The organism is Streptomyces sp. NPDC040432 (genome assembly GCF_055595445.1).
In genome coordinates this window covers 200,283-216,541 of record NZ_JBVIVP010000005.1, presented here as the reverse complement: position 1 = coordinate 216,541, position 16,259 = coordinate 200,283, and the positions used below count along the sequence as shown (strand labels likewise).

Annotated in this window: 15 protein-coding genes and 1 tRNA gene; 12 read left to right on the top strand and 4 right to left on the bottom strand. The window is 72.3% G+C overall.

What is annotated here, in order from left to right:
• Nucleotides 1-4: 4 nt before the first annotated feature.
• The gene (locus ACZ58N_RS13820) at nt 5-400 is read left to right on the top strand and encodes a VOC family protein (RefSeq protein ID WP_471158676.1); all 396 of its coding nucleotides are present in this window, start codon (nt 5-7) and stop codon (nt 398-400) included.
• Here ACZ58N_RS13820 and ACZ58N_RS13815 read toward each other — a convergent pair.
• Nucleotides 377-856, bottom strand: a complete 480-nt coding sequence (locus ACZ58N_RS13815) for a DUF309 domain-containing protein (RefSeq protein ID WP_471158674.1) — start codon at nt 854-856, stop codon at nt 377-379. The genes ACZ58N_RS13820 and ACZ58N_RS13815 overlap by 24 nt on opposite strands.
• Nucleotides 857-965: 109 nt before the next feature.
• Between ACZ58N_RS13815 and ACZ58N_RS13810 the strand changes: the two genes are divergently transcribed.
• Both ACZ58N_RS13810 and ACZ58N_RS13805 read left to right on the top strand, forming a co-directional pair.
• Nucleotides 966-1,039: transfer RNA gene (locus ACZ58N_RS13810), tRNA-Pro, on the top strand.
• Between the two features lie 317 nt (nt 1,040-1,356).
• Nucleotides 1,357-2,655 carry a phosphatase PAP2 family protein gene (locus ACZ58N_RS13805; protein WP_471159225.1) on the top strand — a complete coding sequence of 433 codons (1,299 nt, stop codon included), beginning with the start codon at nt 1,357-1,359 and terminating at the stop codon, nt 2,653-2,655.
• Between the two features lies 1 nt (nt 2,656).
• Here the strand turns inward: ACZ58N_RS13805 and ACZ58N_RS13800 are convergent, their stop codons facing one another.
• The 3 genes from ACZ58N_RS13800 to ACZ58N_RS13790 form a co-directional block, all read right to left on the bottom strand.
• Nucleotides 2,657-3,577 (bottom strand): DUF4436 family protein, encoded by a 921-nt coding sequence (locus ACZ58N_RS13800; RefSeq protein ID WP_471158672.1) that lies wholly within the window; start codon nt 3,575-3,577, stop codon nt 2,657-2,659.
• A gap of 67 nt (nt 3,578-3,644) precedes the next feature.
• The gene (locus ACZ58N_RS13795; RefSeq protein WP_471158670.1) at nt 3,645-4,814 is read right to left on the bottom strand and encodes an agmatine deiminase family protein; all 1,170 of its coding nucleotides are present in this window, start codon (nt 4,812-4,814) and stop codon (nt 3,645-3,647) included.
• Between the two features lie 180 nt (nt 4,815-4,994).
• The gene (locus ACZ58N_RS13790; protein WP_471158668.1) at nt 4,995-5,609 is read right to left on the bottom strand and encodes a TetR/AcrR family transcriptional regulator; all 615 of its coding nucleotides are present in this window, start codon (nt 5,607-5,609) and stop codon (nt 4,995-4,997) included.
• A gap of 114 nt (nt 5,610-5,723) precedes the next feature.
• On the opposite strand from ACZ58N_RS13790, the gene ACZ58N_RS13785 reads away from it, so the two are divergent.
• The 9 genes from ACZ58N_RS13785 (at nt 5,724) to ACZ58N_RS13745 (ending at nt 16,237) form a co-directional block, all read left to right on the top strand.
• Complete coding sequence (locus ACZ58N_RS13785; protein WP_471158666.1) at nt 5,724-7,400, top strand: serine/threonine-protein kinase; 1,677 nt, start codon at nt 5,724-5,726, stop codon at nt 7,398-7,400.
• A 115-nt stretch (nt 7,401-7,515) separates the two neighbouring features.
• Nucleotides 7,516-8,685 carry an agmatine deiminase family protein gene (locus ACZ58N_RS13780; protein WP_471158663.1) on the top strand — a complete coding sequence of 390 codons (1,170 nt, stop codon included), beginning with the start codon at nt 7,516-7,518 and terminating at the stop codon, nt 8,683-8,685.
• A gap of 113 nt (nt 8,686-8,798) precedes the next feature.
• Complete coding sequence (locus ACZ58N_RS13775; protein ID WP_471158661.1) at nt 8,799-9,380, top strand: TetR/AcrR family transcriptional regulator; 582 nt, start codon at nt 8,799-8,801, stop codon at nt 9,378-9,380.
• Nucleotides 9,381-9,843: 463 nt separating this feature from the next.
• A complete protein-coding gene (locus ACZ58N_RS13770) occupies nt 9,844-10,878 on the top strand; it encodes an agmatine deiminase family protein (protein WP_471158659.1) in 1,035 nt (344 codons plus the stop codon).
• An 84-nt stretch (nt 10,879-10,962) separates the two neighbouring features.
• Complete coding sequence (locus tag ACZ58N_RS13765) at nt 10,963-12,633, top strand: ABC transporter substrate-binding protein (protein ID WP_471158657.1); 1,671 nt, start codon at nt 10,963-10,965, stop codon at nt 12,631-12,633.
• Nucleotides 12,630-13,589, top strand: a complete 960-nt coding sequence (locus tag ACZ58N_RS13760; protein WP_471158655.1) for an ABC transporter permease — start codon at nt 12,630-12,632, stop codon at nt 13,587-13,589. The genes ACZ58N_RS13765 and ACZ58N_RS13760 overlap by 4 nt, the downstream gene beginning before the upstream one ends.
• On the top strand, nt 13,586-14,440 hold the full coding sequence (locus ACZ58N_RS13755; RefSeq protein ID WP_471158653.1) for an ABC transporter permease: 855 nt from the start codon (nt 13,586-13,588) through the stop codon (nt 14,438-14,440). Before ACZ58N_RS13760 ends, ACZ58N_RS13755 begins: the two co-directional genes overlap by 4 nt.
• Nucleotides 14,437-15,444: an ABC transporter ATP-binding protein gene (locus ACZ58N_RS13750; protein WP_471158651.1), complete on the top strand. Its 1,008-nt coding sequence runs from the start codon at nt 14,437-14,439 to the stop codon at nt 15,442-15,444. The genes ACZ58N_RS13755 and ACZ58N_RS13750 overlap by 4 nt, the downstream gene beginning before the upstream one ends.
• Nucleotides 15,434-16,237 carry an ABC transporter ATP-binding protein gene (locus tag ACZ58N_RS13745; RefSeq protein ID WP_471158649.1) on the top strand — a complete coding sequence of 268 codons (804 nt, stop codon included), beginning with the start codon at nt 15,434-15,436 and terminating at the stop codon, nt 16,235-16,237. Before ACZ58N_RS13750 ends, ACZ58N_RS13745 begins: the two co-directional genes overlap by 11 nt.
• Nucleotides 16,238-16,259: the final 22 nt, after the last annotated feature.

The window sequence follows — 16,259 nt, the reverse complement described above, 5'->3', positions numbered from 1 at the left end:
GCCCATGCCCTCGCACATCGCCCTCACCGCCCTCGTGGTCCACGACTACGACGAGGCCATCGACTTCTACACCCGCGCCCTCGGCTTCGACCTGGCCGAGGACACCGCCCGCCCCGACGGCTCGCGCTGGGTGGTCGTCCGGCCACCGGGCGCCGAGGAGAGCGCCCTCCTGCTGGCCCGCGCCAAGGACGACGCGCAGCGCTCCCGCGTCGGGGACCAGACCGGTGGCCGCGTCGGCTTCTTCCTGTACACCGACGACTTCGCGCGCGACCACGCCCGGATGACCGCCGAGGGCGTCCGCTTCCTGGAGGAGCCGCGGCACGAGGCGTACGGCTCCGTCGCGGTCTTCGAGGACCTCTACGGCAACCGCTGGGACCTATTGCAGCCCGCCACCGCGTAGCCGCGGGGCTTCCCGCGCGGCGTCCACCACGGCCCCGCCGTCCACCCGGTGGGCCAACTCCCCGGCCCACCGGACGAGCCCCGGCAGATCCATTCCGTACGTCCGCGTCAACCCGTCGAGCGAAGCCGCACCCCGGCGCAGGAGCCGGGCCCCGCCGACCGCGTTCCCCCGGGCCGCGTGCGTCAGGCCCACCGCCAGCTGCGCCAACCCCCGCCACAGGGGTGCCGCGTCGGAGGGACCCGACTTCCAGGCGTCCTCGAACACCTCGTGCGCGTGGAACGGCATTCCGGCGTCCAACAGCCGCTGTGCCTCCGCGACCGTCCCCGCGGGGGAGCGCACCACCCCCTCCGGTTGGCGTTCGACGCCGGCGGCCCCGTAGGGCAGCGGACGCCCCAGTCCGTCCCTCGGCCGCGCGCTGCGCGCCCGTCCCTCACCGTCCCGATCCCTTGCGTTCACCCGGCCATCCTCCCCCTCGCCGATCACCCGTGCACGCACACCCCTCAGCGTGGGGTAATGTTCTGCATGTGCCCGCCGCACGGGGGAAAACCCCAGGTGGAAGGCACAACGGGACGTGGCGCAGCTTGGTAGCGCACTTGACTGGGGGTCAAGGGGTCGCAGGTTCAAATCCTGTCGTCCCGACAGTGCATGAAGCACGTCGGAGGTCGTTTTCCCACCACGGGAGGACGACCTTTCGTGCGTTGCGGCGCCCCCGTATCCGGGCCGCGCCGGTCGGCCGGTGACCCGTCGGGTTCGCGTCAACCACCGCAGCCGCAGGCCGTTCCTCGCACCTACGAGCGAGGCCGCACGGTCACTCCGTTAACATGTTCGAGCCAACGGTAGGTGGCAGGCATGTTGACATCGGACAAAGCGGCTGGAAATTGATATCTAAGGTGTCGCGACTCCTCTCGCGAACAGAAGGCGGCACCGACCCCGCTGCGTGGCGTCGGCCGCAGGTCCTGCTCTGGGCCACCGTGGGTGTGGTGGGCCTCGGGTTCCTCATAGCCCTGGAGATCGCCGCCCGCGGGTACGGCAAGCCCGGACCGATCACCGTCCAGTGGCGCGAGCTGATCGTCGCACCCCAGTCGGGAACGGTGCTGTACGCCAGCATGACCCTGATGCTGGTGGTGCTGACCTGGCGCCAGCGGTTCATCGCCGTCGGGGCCGCGATCGGCATCGACCTCGTCTTCTGGCTCGTGCGGTGGATGCTCGGCGCCCAGATGATGTTCGGCAGCGGTGCGCTCTGGGTGACGCTCGGCTGCGCCGTCATCGCCGTCACGCGCCGCACCGGCCGGGAACGCCGGCTGCTGCTCATGGGCGTCGGACTGGCCCTGCTGCTCGTGACCGGCCGCAAGACCGGCTACACCTGGCTGCTGATCACCTCGAAGACCCGTCCGATGGTGCTCGACCAGTACGTGGCGACCGCCGACCAGGCGTTGGGCAACCCCTCGTGGGTCGTGGGTCGGATCGTCGAGGCCACCGGCACCGTCGGCGCCCACGTCCTCGAATGGGTCTACATCCAGCTCGCGGTGGGCGCGGTCATCGTGGCGCTGTACCAGCTGCGCAACGTGGCGGCCGAGCGCCGCTTCCCCAGCCACCACCTGGTGCGCACGTTCCTGGTCATCGGCCTGCTCGGACCCGGCATCTACATGATCTTCCCGGTCGTCGGGCCGATCTTCGCCTACGGCGCCGACGGCGAGCAGTGGGCCCTCGCCAACCTCTGGCCGCACACGGCGCCGCCGATCGGCGTGCCCGTCCCGATGCCGTTCGACGAGTTCACCCCGCGCAACTGCATGCCCAGTCTGCACACGGCGTGGGCGACCGCGATCTTCATCCACTCCCGCAAGGGACCGCGGGCCCTGCGCTACCTCGGTACCTTCTGGCTCGTCGCCACCCTCGGCGCGACGCTGGGATTCGGCTACCACTACGGGGCCGACATCATCTCCGGGATCGTGTTCACCCTCACGATCGAGGCGGGCCTGCGGGCGCAGGCCCGCGGCTGGGACCGGTCGGCGACCCGCGTCGTCGTCCACGGCACGGTCGTGTTCGTCGCGATGCTGGCCTCGTACCGCTACCTGCCGGTCCGGATGGCCGAGCTGCCGTGGCTCTTCGGCCCGCTGCTCGTCCTCGCGACCGCCTCGGTGATCCTCGTCTACGTACGGACCACCAGGCGATGGGACCGCGAGGCGGCCTCGGCCGTCGCCCCCGTGCGCGTGCCGGAACAGCGCCGGGAGCAGCAGCCCGAGCTCGTCGTCTGATTCAGGGCGCGACGGACTCCCCGTCGGCCGCCGGTGGGGGTACCGGCGGCTCGGCGCGGATGCCCGCGATGACCACGGTGATCAGGCAGAAGGCGATGACCGTCTCTGCCCACAGGAAAGCGATGTAGTCCAGCAGGCAGCCGATGGGCGGGGCGCCCGGCGCGGTGTTGCGGAACGCCGCCAGGGCGAACAGGGTGGCCGCCATCCACCCCAGCGCGGGCCAGGTCAGGCCCTTGCGGCGGGTCACCAGGTACCAGCCGCCGATCAGCACCGACACGGCCAGCGCCCACATGGCGAGCATCATGAACACCGCGAACACGAGCACGCTGTTGGACCGGGCCAACCCGACGTCCAGGACCGCCACGTCCTGCGAGGCCGAGGCCTCGACGGACGCCGCGAACAACACGTCGTTGTTGGAGAGCGTGACGCGGACCGGGACCCTCTCCCCGCCGACCGTCGCGCCGAACTCGACGGCCGCCTCGTAGGCGTCGAACGGATAGTCCGTGATCGAGCCGCCTGTCAGGGCGACCGGCACGTCCGTCGTCGCGATCCGCTGGTGCGCCTTGAACGCCAGGTCGCCCCGGGTGGCCGCCGAGGTCTGGACGACGAGGTCCTCCGCGGGGGCGATGCCGCCCGCCTCGGCCAGGTCGCCCCGGGGCGTGACCAGCACCCGCAGGACCATCTCCCGGCCGGCGGCGTCGACGCGCTGGATGGTGGCGCCGATGTCGACGCGATCCGGGTCGTCGCGGCCCGCCGTGTACACGGTGTCCAGCGCCTGCCGCTCCCCGAACTGGAGCCACGCCCCCACGGCCACCGCCGCCAGGATGGCGGCCACGAGCAGGGCGGGCAGCGGCCTGAGGCCGAGGCGGCGCGCCGGCGGTGACGGGCGCGGGGACGCGGGCGGTGACGGGGGCTCGGTCACGGTGGCTCCGGGATGCGGGGACGGGGAAATCCGGCCGACGGCCACGGGCCGTACGGGAACGGGCCGGTCAGGCGGCGGGCTTGCCCGGCTGGTCGTGGGTCGAGCAGTGGATCCCGCCGCCGCCCGAGGCAATGGTGTCGATCTTCACCGGGACGACCTCCCGCTTCGGGAAGTGCTCCCGCAGGATGCCCCGGGCCCGGTCGTCCGCCTTGCGGTCGCCGAACTGCGGCATGAAGACCGAATCGTTGGCGACGTAGAAGTTGGCGTAGGTGGAGACGAAGTCGTCGCCCTCGCCCGTGATCCGGTTCAGGTCGGGCTGCGGCAGGTCGATGACCTCGAAGCGGCGACCCCGGGCGTCCGTCGCCTTCGACAGGACGGACTTCGCCTGGTCGGCGGAGCGGGACCACGAGTCCGCCGGGGTGCTCGGGTGGGCGCGGTCCAGCAGCACCACACCGGGAGCGGTGAAACGTACGAGGCTGTCGACGTGCGCGTCGGTGATGTCCTCGCCGCGCACCCCCGCCAGCCAGATGACCTTCTCCACACCCAGGGTCTGCTTCAGCTCGCCCTCGATGACCTCCCGGGACTTGCCCCGGTTGCGGTTGTCGTTGACGATCGAGCTCTCGGTGATCAGCAGGGTGCCCTCGCCGTCGGGCTCGAAGGAACCGCCCTCGGCGACGAGCGGGGCCTGCACCCGGGGGACGCCGTACTTCTGAAGCAGGAGGCGTCCGACCTGGCCGTCGTTCTTGTGCTCCTGCTTGTTGCCCCAACCGTTGAAGTTGAAGTCGACGCCGACGACCTTGCCGCCCTCCTCGACGAACACGGGGACGGTGTCGCGGGCCCACAGGTCGTCGACGGCCAGCGGGATGACCTCGACCTGCGAGCCGCACGCCCGCTGGGCCGCGCCGACCTGGTCGGGCCGGGCCATCATGACCACGGCCTCGAACTCGCCGACGGCCCGCGCGATGCGGGCGATGTCCTCCCGTACGTAGGGCAGGTCCCGATCCCAGACCGAGGTCAGGGCGGGCCAGGACATGAAGGTGCGGGTGTGGCTCTCCCACTCGGCGCCGAGCCGTCGCTTCGCGGCATGGCCGGGGGACCCGGAGGGCCGGGCGGAGCCTGAGGCGCCCGGCTGCGCCCCGGACGCGGCGGGCCCGCAGGCCGCCGCGCCGAAGACGGCGGCGCCGAGACCGGCGAGGGCCTGCAGGACGCTCCGACGGTTGGGGGGAGTGAACGACACGGGGGACTCCGATCGTGTGCTGGCGGAGCGAAGGCGTCCGGCCAGGACGGGCACGGGAGGCGCGGCACGGGGCCGGCGCGTCGGGCCCTACGACTAGGGTGCACGCTTTGCACCGAGAACGGCCGATACGCACGGAATGTGGTGCGGCCACGTTCGTCCACTCTGGCACTGACTGGAAATTCAGTCAATTTGCCGAACGAGGGAACCGAGGAGGCCGATTTCGACTCCGATCGCGCCGCGCATGAGGTCACGGGCGTGTCCGACGGGCAGCAGTCCGCTCAACCATCGGCTGCTGAGGCCCTCCAAGAGGGCGGTCAGGCGTTCCGCGGCGGCGGTGACGGCCGCGAGGGGAGCCGTCGGGTGCAGGGCGCCGAGCAGGCCGGCGACCTCCTCGACCCAGGCGGCGCCCGCCGCGGTGAGCTCCTCGCGCAGTTCGGGGTCGAAGATCGTGTGGGCCCGCAGTTCCCCCCAGGCCGTGCTGTTCTCGCGCACCTCGGGCAGGTCCTGGAATTCGAGCAGCAGGGTGCGTTCCAGGAGCCGGCGCGGGTCCTCGGCGCCAGGTTCCGCCGCACCCGCGGACGCGGCGGAACCGGTTCCGGTGTAGCGGTCGGCCCGGTCGCCGATGAAGGCCAGGGCGTGCCGCAGGATGCCGGTCCGGTCCTTGAAGTGGTAGTAGATCAAGGCGGTCGACACGCCCGCCTCGGCCGCGAGCTCGCCCACCCGGAGCCCGCGGACCCCCCGTCGGGCGATGACCCGGGCGGCGCCCTCCAGGATGGCCCGTCTGCGATCCGACATGGGGTGCTCCTCCTCCTGGCGGTGTGCGTCTCGCATTGTCACACATTGACTGAAACTTTAGTTAGCGGCACGATGCGCCCCAGGTCATTGCCGCATCGTTGAAAGAGCCACCGCATGTTCGCTCAGCCCCCCGGCGTACAGCCGGCTCCCACGGCCCTGTCCGCCGACGACCCCCACGAGATAGGCGGCTACCGCCTCCACGCCCGGCTCGGAGCCGGCGGGATGGGGGTGGTGTACCTGGCGTACACGCCCGGTGGTCGGCCCATCGCGCTGAAGGCCGTCCGCAGGGAGTTCGCGGCTGACCCGGAGTTCCGCGAGCGCTTCGCCCAGGAGGTGGCCGGCGCCCGTCGGATCCACGGCCTGTTCACGGCGCAGGTGGTCGACTCCGGTGAGGACGACCGGACCCCGTGGCTGGCCACGGCCTACGTGCCCGGCCCGAGCCTGCACCAGGTCGTGCAGCGCCACGGACCGCTGCCGGTCCGCTCGGTCCTGCTGCTCGTCGCGGGGATCGCCGAGGCCCTCCAGGCGATCCACCGCGCGGGTGTCGTGCACCGGGACCTCAAGCCGGCCAACGTGCTGATCGCCGGGGACGGGCCGCGCGTCATCGACTTCGGCATCGCGCGCGCCGCCGACGCCGCCGCCCTGACCGGTACGGGCGTGCGGATCGGCACCGCCGCCTTCATGGCCCCCGAGCAGGCGTTGGGCCGGTCGGTGACCCCCGCGACCGACGTCTTCGGACTCGGGGCGCTCGTCGGGTTCGTGTCGTGCGGGGTCCCGCCCTTCGGGAACGGGCCGGAATCCGGAGCCCTGTACCGGGTCGTCCACGAGCAGCCGGACCTCACGCCGGTCCCGCCCGAGCTCCACGACCTGGTGTCCTGGTGCCTCGCCAAGCGCCCCGAGGACCGTCCGACGACGGGCGAGCTGATCGCGGCCGTCCACGCGCACCCCCTCGTGGGACCCCGGCCGGAGTTCACGGACGGATGGCTGCCCAGGTCGGTCCTGGCGGAGGTCGGTGGGCCCGCCGGGACCGGCCCGCCGGCCCCGCCCTCCCAGGACTTCCGGCCGACGGTGACGGCGACGGCGTACGCCACCCCGGGGACCGCCGGCGACGCGCCCGGCGGTCGGTACCCGGCGGCGCCCGCGGAACCGGAGCGGGCCCGTGACATCGGCTCCGCCCCGGACCGCCGCACCCGACGGCGCGGGCGGCGGCCGGCCGTACCCGCGCTGGCCGTGGCCGCCCTGCTGGTCGGCGGGGGCGCCGCGTACTGGTTCGGCCAACCCGAGCAGGGGCGGGAGGACCCCGTCGACGGCCCCGGGCCCGCCGCGACGGGCTCCGCCACACAGCCCGGCCCGCCGGCCACGGGCCCCGCCCCGGCGACCACCGGCCCCGGCGGCGCCCCGTCCCGGCAGCCGGGGGCCGGGTACGTTCCCGGCCGTGCGGCGGCCCGGCTCACCGCGCCTGATTCCGGTTACGAGTTCGACCTGCGGGCCGGGAAGGTGGTGCCCGCCGAGACGGCTCCCTGGTACCTGGCGCGCGGAGCCGACGGCTTCCTGCTCTCCGAGGAATCGGACGCCTTCGTCCCGGACGGAAACGGATCGCCCACCCCGGAGGACTGCGCGCGCGGCATCGACACCCGACCGGTGACGGCCCTGCCGTTCAAGGCGCTCGCCAAGGAGCGACCGTTCTGCGTGCGCAGCCCTGACCAGCGGGAACTGGTGATCGTGCGGCTCGTGGAGGCAGTGGCTGACGGGCCCGTCACGATCGCGGTCGACCACTTCGCGCGCAACTGATCCACCGAAGCGGAACCGAACCGAGAGGTGACGCCAATATGTCGAAGAGATTGACTGAATTTTCAGTTAGGAGAAGGATGCCGTGCATCCCGCCCCTCCTCATCAGGGAGTCACCATGGATATCAACCCCCGCGCGTCCCGCCGCCAAGTGCTCCGGATCGGCGCGGCGGCCGTGCCGCTGGCGGCCCTGGGTGCCGCCCTCCCGCCCCTGACGCAGGCCGCTTCGGCAGCGCAGGACGGCGCGGGGACGCTCCGGATGCCGGCCGAGACGGACCGGCACGTCCGTACGTACATGGCCTGGCCGGCTCTCGCCTCGGTGTGGGACGACCAGCTCGGGGCGGTACGCCGTGACATCGCCGAAGTGGCGCACGCGATATCGCGCTACGAGCCGGTCGTGGTGCCGGCCCGACCCGATCAGGTCGCCGAGGCCCGCGACCGGTGCGGATTGGGCGCCTACTACGGGATCCAGGTCATCGACATCCCCAACGACGACCTCTGGATCCGCGACTTCGGCCCCACCTTCGTCGTCGCCCCCGGCGCCGTCGCCGGCGTGGACACCAACTTCAACGGCTGGGGCAAGACCGGCGCCACCTACGCCCAGCCCTTCGCCAACGACGCGGCGGCGGCCCGCACGCTGCTCGCCGAGTACGAGGTGAACCGGATCCGCGCCGGCTTCGTCGGTGAGGGCGGCTCGCTGGAGACCGACGGCGAGGGCACCCTGCTGGCCACGGTCAGCTCGATGGTGAACGCCAACCGGAATCCGGGCATGAGCCAGGCCCAGGTCGAACAGGCCATGAGGTCGGCGCTCGGCATCGTCAAGGTCATCTGGGTGCCGGGCCTCGCCGGCCAGGACATTACGGACTGCCACATCGACTGCCTGGCCCGGTTCGTCTCCCCGGGCCGCGTCATCCTGGACAAGCCCGGTCCCGGCGCGGACAAGAAGTGGGTGGCCGTGTACGAGGAGACCAAGCGGGTCCTGCGGAGCGCCACCGACGCCCACGGCCGCCCCCTGGCCATCACCGAACTGCCCGGGCCGGACCGACTGGAGATCCGTGGCCGCGGGCAGGAGTTCCTCTCCAGCTACACCAACTACTACACCGTGAACGGCGCGGTGATCGCGCCCCGGTTCGGTGATGAATACGCGGACGGCGTCGCCCGCGCCATCCTCCAGGCCGCCTATCCCGGCCATCGCGTCGAGCAGCTCGCCATCGACGGCATCGCCTCGGGCGGTGGCGGCATCCACTGCGCCACCCAGTCGCACCCGGCCGTTCCGCCCGCCGCCTGATGGCCGCACCGCCCCGGACGGTCCGACCGGCGGGGCCGCCCGTGCCCGTCCCCGGCACTCCTGGTGACGGGCCGCGTACCGGCGTACCGGATCACCCGGGTAGGGTGCGGACCATGGCGTCTCGTAGTAATCAGATCCTCGAAGCCGCCGCCCGGGTGATCGCCCGGCGCGGCGTGCGCGGGCTGCGCGTGGAGGAACTCGCGGCCGAGGCCGGTGTGTCCACCGCCCTGATCTACTACCACTTCAAGGACCGTACGGGCGTCCTGCGGAACACCCTGGAGTTCATCAACGACCGCGCCGAGCGCTACACCACCGACCGGGACCCGGACGACCCGCCGCTCACCCCGCGCGAGGAGCTGGAGGAGACCCTCCTGCTGGAACTCCAGGACACGGTGGAGGTCCGGGAGAACAGCTCGGCCTGGGGAGAGCTGCGCGCGAGCGCCGTCTTCGACGAGGTCCTGCGCGAGGACCTCGCCCGGGCCACCCTGGTGTGGGTCCAGGAGGTGGCCGCGCTGCTCGGCCAGGTCCACCCGATGTCGCCCGCCTCCGCGTTGGCCGCGGCCGCGGAGCGGCTCACGGCCCTCCTGGAGGGCCTGAGCATGCGCTGGCTGAGCGGCGGCATCCGGATCGGGCACGCGCGGGACCTGATGCGGGGCGCCGTCGAGGCCGAGCTCGCGGGGCTCGGGCGGGGCTGACCGACGCCGCACCGGGCCGCCGCGGCCCGGGCCCGTACTTTTCCCCGGCGCCTTCCGGTGCACGCGTCCCGCGTGCCACGACCCCGACGGACTCGTCCGTTTCCCCGGGTGACCAGCTCCGTTCAACCTCTTGACTGAATTTTCAGTCAATGCCAGAGTGAAGCTCGCGGCAGGGCGGGCCGGCCTTCCGAAATCATCGGACCGCCGGCCGGGTCGTGTCACCCCACGCCCCGCCCGGCTCGGTCGTCCTCGTCGCAGCGCAGCTCGAAGCGTGCTCGTCGTGCCACCGGCCCGGCCGCCGGCCCACGCGCCGCGCGTCCGGACGGACGGCGACGCCCCCGGCCCCGACCGCCCCACTTCCCTTGAGGTCCCGCCTCCCATCGGCCCCGTATAACGAGTTCGCTCTTGACTGAATTTTCAGTCGAGTGGAAGACTCCACCCCACGCAAGAAATGAGACACCTGATGACCGAATTCCGTATGCCTGCCGAGTGGTCCGCGCACGAGGGCTGTCTGATGGCCTGGCCCACCCGCCTGGAGCTGTGGGGCAGTGTGCTCGCCGATGTGAAGGAGGAGTACGCCCAGGTCGCGCGTGCCATCGCTGCCTTCGAACCCGTGACGATGGTCGCCCCGCCGGGCTTCGGGGACGACGCCCGTGCGCTGTGCGGCGAGGCCGTCACCGTCATCGAGCTGCCGCTCGACGACTCCTGGTTCCGGGACTCCGCCCCGATCTTCGTGCTCGACGGTGACGGAAACCGGGCCGGCGTGGACTTCCGCTTCAACGCCTGGGGCGGCAAGCACCACCCGTACGACTCCGACGACCGGGTCGGCGCCCTGCTGCTGGAGCACCTCGGGGTCGACCGCATCGCGTCCGACATGATCCTCGAAGGCGGGGCCATCACCGTCGACGGCGAGGGCACCCTGATCACCACCGAGCAGTGCCTCCTGCACCCCAACCGCAACCCGGGCATGACGCGCGAGGAGATCGAGGGCGAGCTCAAGGCCCGCCTCGGCGTCACGAAGGTGGTGTGGCTCCCGTACGGCGGCCTGCTCGACACCGAGACCGACGGACACGTCGACGGGGTCTGCGCCTTCGCCGCCCCGGGCACCGTCGTCGTCTCCCTGCCCGACGACCCGGCCCACCCCGACTACGCCCGGATGCGCGCCAACCGGGCCGTCCTGGAGGCGACCACGGACGCCCGGGGCCGGCGCCTGGAAATCATCGAGGTCCCGCAGACGGCCTTCGCCGACCTGGTCGACGGCGAGATCGAGGTGTCGTACCTCAACTACTACATCGCCAACGGCGGCGTCGTCGTCCCGGTGGCCGGTGTGCCCCAGGACGAGGAAGCCCTCGCCGTGATCGCGACGGCCCACCCCGGCCGCAAGGTCGTCGGGGTCCGGGCGCCGGCCATCGCCTTCGGCGGCGGCGGGGTCCACTGCATCACCCAGCAGGTGCCCGCCGCCGAACGGCAGGCACCCGCCCCGCAGCCCACCGTCTGAACCGGGAAACCGGCCGCTCCCGGCGGTCCGCCCCGGCGGACCGCCCGCTCCTCCACCGCATCCCTCGGAACAGAGAGCGCGACGATGACCACCTCCCCACCCCTCACCCGCAGACGCCTCCGCCCCGGTCGGGCCGCCTCCCGGGCCGGGATCGCGACGGCCGTCCTGACCTCCCTCGCCCTCCTCGCGGCCTGCTCCGGGCCGCCGAAGGACGGGGCCGGTGGCGCCGTCACCGACGTCAAGCTGTCGGCCACCACTCCCGAGGCCCAGGGCGAGATCGACTCCTTCACCTGGGCCGTCTACGCCGAGCCGCCCACCCTCGACTACACGGTGGCCTTCGACTACCCGCAGAACACCGTGTTGTCCAACGTGTGCGAGAGCCTCATGCGCTGGACCCCGGGCCTCACCACCGAGCCCGGCCTCGCCCGACAGGCCTCCAACCCCAACCCCACCACCTGGGTCTACGACCTGCGGCCCGGCGTGCGCTTCCACGACGGCAAGGAGATGACCGCCGACGACGTGGTCTTCAGCCTCGGCCGACAGACGGACCCCGACAACGCGGCGGCCTGGGCGCAGGTGTTCCAGAACGTCGCCTCGATCACCAAGAGCGGCCCGCTCCAGGTCACCGTCGAACTCAAGAAGCCCGACTCGCAGTTCCCCCAGTACATGGCCACCGCCGCCGGGGTCGTCGCCTCCAAGGCGGCCGTCGAGGCGGCGGGCAAGGACTACGGCACCACCGGCGGGCTCGGCTGCAGCGGCCCCTTCAAGCTGGGCACCTGGAACAAGGGCCAGTCGATCGAGCTGGAGCGGTTCGACGGCTACTGGGGCACCAAGGCCAAGTCGAAGAAGGCCGTCTTCCGCATCCTGACGGACCCCTCGGCGCGGACGAACGCCCTGCTCAGCGGCGAGGCCGACGGTGGATACCTGATCCCCACCGAGAGCTACGCCCGGCTGCGCGCCGCCGACGCCGGCACCCTCTACTTCGGCGAGGGCCTCAGCACCGTCAACGTCAACATCACCAACATGCAGGGCCCCCTCGGTGACCTCCGGGTCCGCCGGGCCCTGTCCCTGGCCCTGGACCGCTCCGGCTTCGTCAAGGCGGGACTGGGCGGGTCGGGCACCGTCACCAACTCCCTCACCACCCGCGCCGCCTGGGCCGCCGCCCCCGAGCGGACGCTGAAGACGGCCTTCGACAGCCTGCCACCCACCGGGCAGGACATCGAGAAGGCCAAAGCCCTGATCAAGGAGGCCGGTGCCACGGGCAAGTCGCTGACCGTGGCGACCAGTTCCATCGGCCAGGACGTCTCCCTCCTCGCCACCGCCGTCCAGGCGGCGGGGACGAGCATCGGTCTGGACATCCGGCTGAAGACGATCGCCCCGAACGCCTTCACCGCACTGTTCACCGACCCGCAGGCACGCGAGGGCATCGACATGTTCCCGCTCACCTACTACGACTCCATCACCGACCCGCTCGACCTGCTGACGAACTTCAAGACCGGCGCCTACATGAACTTCGCCGGCTACAGCGACCCCGAGTACGACCGGCTCGTCGACGAGGCCTCCGCCGTCTACCCGACGGAGCAGCGCATGGACATCGAGGCGAAGCTCCAGCAGCACGCCTCCGGGCAACTCCTGTGGATCCCCGTCGCGGAGTGGCCCACCGCCCTGTTCATGAACAAGCGGATCACCGGCGCCCCCACCACGATCTCCTACATGTACTACCCGTGGGCCGCCGACGTGGGGGCAGCTCAGTGAGTTTCGTCAGATTCGCCGTACGACGGGTGGCGGAGATGGCCGCCACCCTCCTGGCCGCGTCCTTCGTGGTCTTCGGCGCCATGTACCTGGCGCCCGGCAGCCCGGCGAGCTTCCTGCTCGCCGGCCGCTCGGCCTCCCCGGAGGCCCTCGCCTCGATCAACGCCCAGTACCACCTGAACGACCCCTTCCTCGTCCGCTACCTCCGGTGGCTGGGCGACGTGCTCCAGGGCGACTTCGGCCGGTCCATCACCTACCGCACCGACGTCTCCCGGCTGCTCGCCGACCGCCTGCCCACCACCCTCGCGCTCATCGCGATGTCGCTGGCCGTGGTCGTCGCCGTCGGACTCCTCCTCGGCCGCGTCGCAGCCGTCCGCGGAGGGGCCACGGACTCCGCCATCCTCGTCGCCACCACGATCGCCGTCGGTACGCCGTCGTTCGTCGCCGCCGTCCTGTTGCAGGGCCTCTTCGCCGTCAACCTCGGCTGGTTCCCCAGCAGCGGCGCCGGCGACGGGAGCCTCGGGGACCTGATCCTGCACCTCACCCTCCCGTCCGTCGCCCTCGCGCTCTACCTGATCGGCATGCTCGCCCGGGTCACACGCTCCGCCATGCTCGAAGCCCTCGACGGCGACCACGTCACCGTCGCCCGCAGCCGCGGCGTCCCCGAACGCCAGGTCATCCGACGGCACGTCTTCCGCAACTCGCTCGGCACCGTCCTGACCACCGGCGGCCTCATCGTCTCGACCCTGCTGGTCTGCACGATCCTCGTCGAGACCGCCTTCAGCATCGGCGGCATCGGCCAGCTCCTCGAACTGTCCACCACCACCAAGGACTTCCCGACCGTCCAGGCGATCTCCCTGATCATCGTCGCCCTCTTCATGATCGTTAATCTGATCGTGGACCTGCTGCTGCCCCTGGTCGACCCCCGGGTGACCCTCGGAACGAGGAGCACCGCATGACCACCGCCCTGACCCGCAGGCCCGGCCTCTCCCGGATCCGCGCCACCGGCTCCCCGCTCCACCTGGCCTGTCTCGTGCTCGTCGCCCTCGTCGTGCTCGCCGCCCTGTTCGCGCCCTGGCTCGTACCGCACGACCCCAACGCCGTCGACCTGGGCAACGCCCTCGCCGCCCCGTCGGCCGCACACCCCCTCGGCGTGGACGCGGCTGGCCGGGACACCCTCTCCCGGCTGCTGCTCGGCGCCCGCACCTCCCTGCTCGGGCCGCTCGGCGTCGTCGCCTTCTCCACCGTCGCCGGCATCGCCGTCGGGACGGCGGCGGCCTGGCGCGGCGGCCGGCTCGACTCCGTGCTGTCCCGCAGCACCGAGCTCGTCTTCGCCTTCCCCGGCATGCTGCTCGCCATCCTGATCATCTCGGTGTACGGCGAGGGACTGATCGCCCCGGTCATCGCCCTGTCCGTGGCCTACCTGCCCTACGTCAGCCGCCTCACCCGCTCCCTGGTCCTCGCCGAACGGGCCCGTCCGTACGTCAGCGCCTACCAGGTCCAGGGGCATTCGGCGCTCCAGATCTGCCTGCGCCACATCCTGCCCAACATCGCACCCGTCGTCCTCGCCCAATCCACCATCAACTTCGGCTACGCCCTGATGGACCTCGCGGGCCTGTCCTTCCTCGGACTCGGCGTGCCCGCGCTCACCCCCGACTGGGGCCGGATGGTCTTCGACGGCCAGACCGCCGTCCAGCACGGCTACCCGCTGTCCGCGATCCTGCCCTGCGTGTTCATCGTGCTGACCGTGGTCGCCTTCAACGTGGTCGGGGAACGCTGGGCCGACCGAATCGCCAGGAGGGCGCGATGAGACCGCCAGAACCCACGAATCCGGCGCCCACCCTGGACATCCAGGGGCTACGGATCACCCTGCCGGGCACCGCCCGGCCCGTCCTCGACGGCATCGACCTCACCGTCGCCGCCGGGGAGACCGTGGCCCTCGTCGGGGAGTCCGGCTCCGGCAAGAGCATCACCAGCCGCAGCGCACTGCGGTTGCTGCCGCCCGGCGCCGTCACGGAAGGCAGCGTCAACGTCGCCGGCGAGGACGTCCTGACCATGGACGCGGACCGGCTGCGCGCCGTCCGCGCCGGCGCCGTGGCCATGGTCTTCCAGGACCCCCGCGCCTCCGTCAACCCGCTGCGCCGCATCGGGGACTTCCTCACCGAGGGCGTCACCCTCACCGGGACCATGACTCCCGCTGAGGCGACCGCACGGGCCACCGAACTCCTCCGGGCGGTGGGCCTGGACGCAGCCGTGCTGCGCAAGTATCCCGGGCAGGTCTCCGGCGGCATGCTCCAGCGCGTCGTCATCGCGGCGGCCCTCATGGGGGACCCCGCGCTCCTGCTGGCCGACGAGCCCACCACGGCGCTCGACGTCACCTCCCAGGCCGAGGTCATAGCCCTGCTGGCCGGACTCCGCGCCCGCTTCGCCACCGGACTGCTGTTCGTCACCCACGACCTCGACCTGGCGGCGGCCATCAGCGACCGCGTCTACGTCATGTACGCGGGCCGGATCGCCGAGAGCGGGCCCGCCGAGGCCCTGTTCGCGCACCCGCGGCACCCGTACACCGCCGCCCTGCTGGCCTCCACCCCGCGCATGGACGGCCCCCGGGGCCGGCTCGCCGCCATCGAGGGCCAGCCGCCGGACCTGCGCCAGGAGCTGCACGGCTGCGCCTTCGCCGCCCGGTGCCCGCTGGCCACCGAGGTCTGCGACCAGCAGGTCCCGCTGCCGGTGGCCGCCCCGGACCGGCCCGGCCACCTGGCCGCCTGCCACCACAGCGACCGGCTCGAAGGGAGCGCCGTCGATGCCCGATAACGCACTGCAGGTCAGGGGGCTGCACCGCGCCTACGGAGCCGTCCGTGCCGTGGACGACGTGTCCTTCGTCCTGCCCGAGGGCGGATCGCTGGGAATCGTGGGGGAGTCCGGCTCCGGCAAGACCACCACCGCGCGGATCATCGTCGGCCTGGAGCGCGCCGACGCGGGCAAGGTCCTGGTGGGCGGTCGCGACCGTACCGCCCGCGGCGCGGGTCGGGGTCGGGTCCGCAGGTTGGCCCGCGCCCGCGAGGTCCAGATGGTCTTCCAGGACCCGTACCTGTCCCTCGACCCGCGCACCAGCGTCGAGGCGGCCCTGCGCGAGACCCTGCGCCTGCACTTCCCCGGCCGGGACCACACCGCCCGGGTACGGGAACTGCTCGACCAGGTGGGCCTCGGCACCCGGGCCGCCGACGCCCTGCCGCGCCTGCTCTCCGGGGGCCAGCGCCAGCGCGTCGCGATCGCCCGGGCCCTGGCCGTCGAACCGTCCGTCCTCGTCCTGGACGAGGCGGTCGCGGCGCTCGACGTCTCCGTGCAGGCGCAGATCCTCAACCTGCTCGCCGACATCAGGGAGGAGACGGGCATCGCGTACCTCTTCATCACCCACGACCTGGGCGTCGTCCGGTGCGTCACCGACGAGATCGTCGTGATGCGCCACGGCCGGATCGTCGAAGCGGGCGCCACGACCGAGGTGCTCGCGGCGCCGAGGCACGCCTACACGCGGCTGCTGCTGGAGTCGGTGCCGCGCCCGGGCTGGGACCCGGAGGCCATCTCCGCCGCCCGCAGGGAGCTGTGAGGCGGGCCGGCGGGCGGGCGGT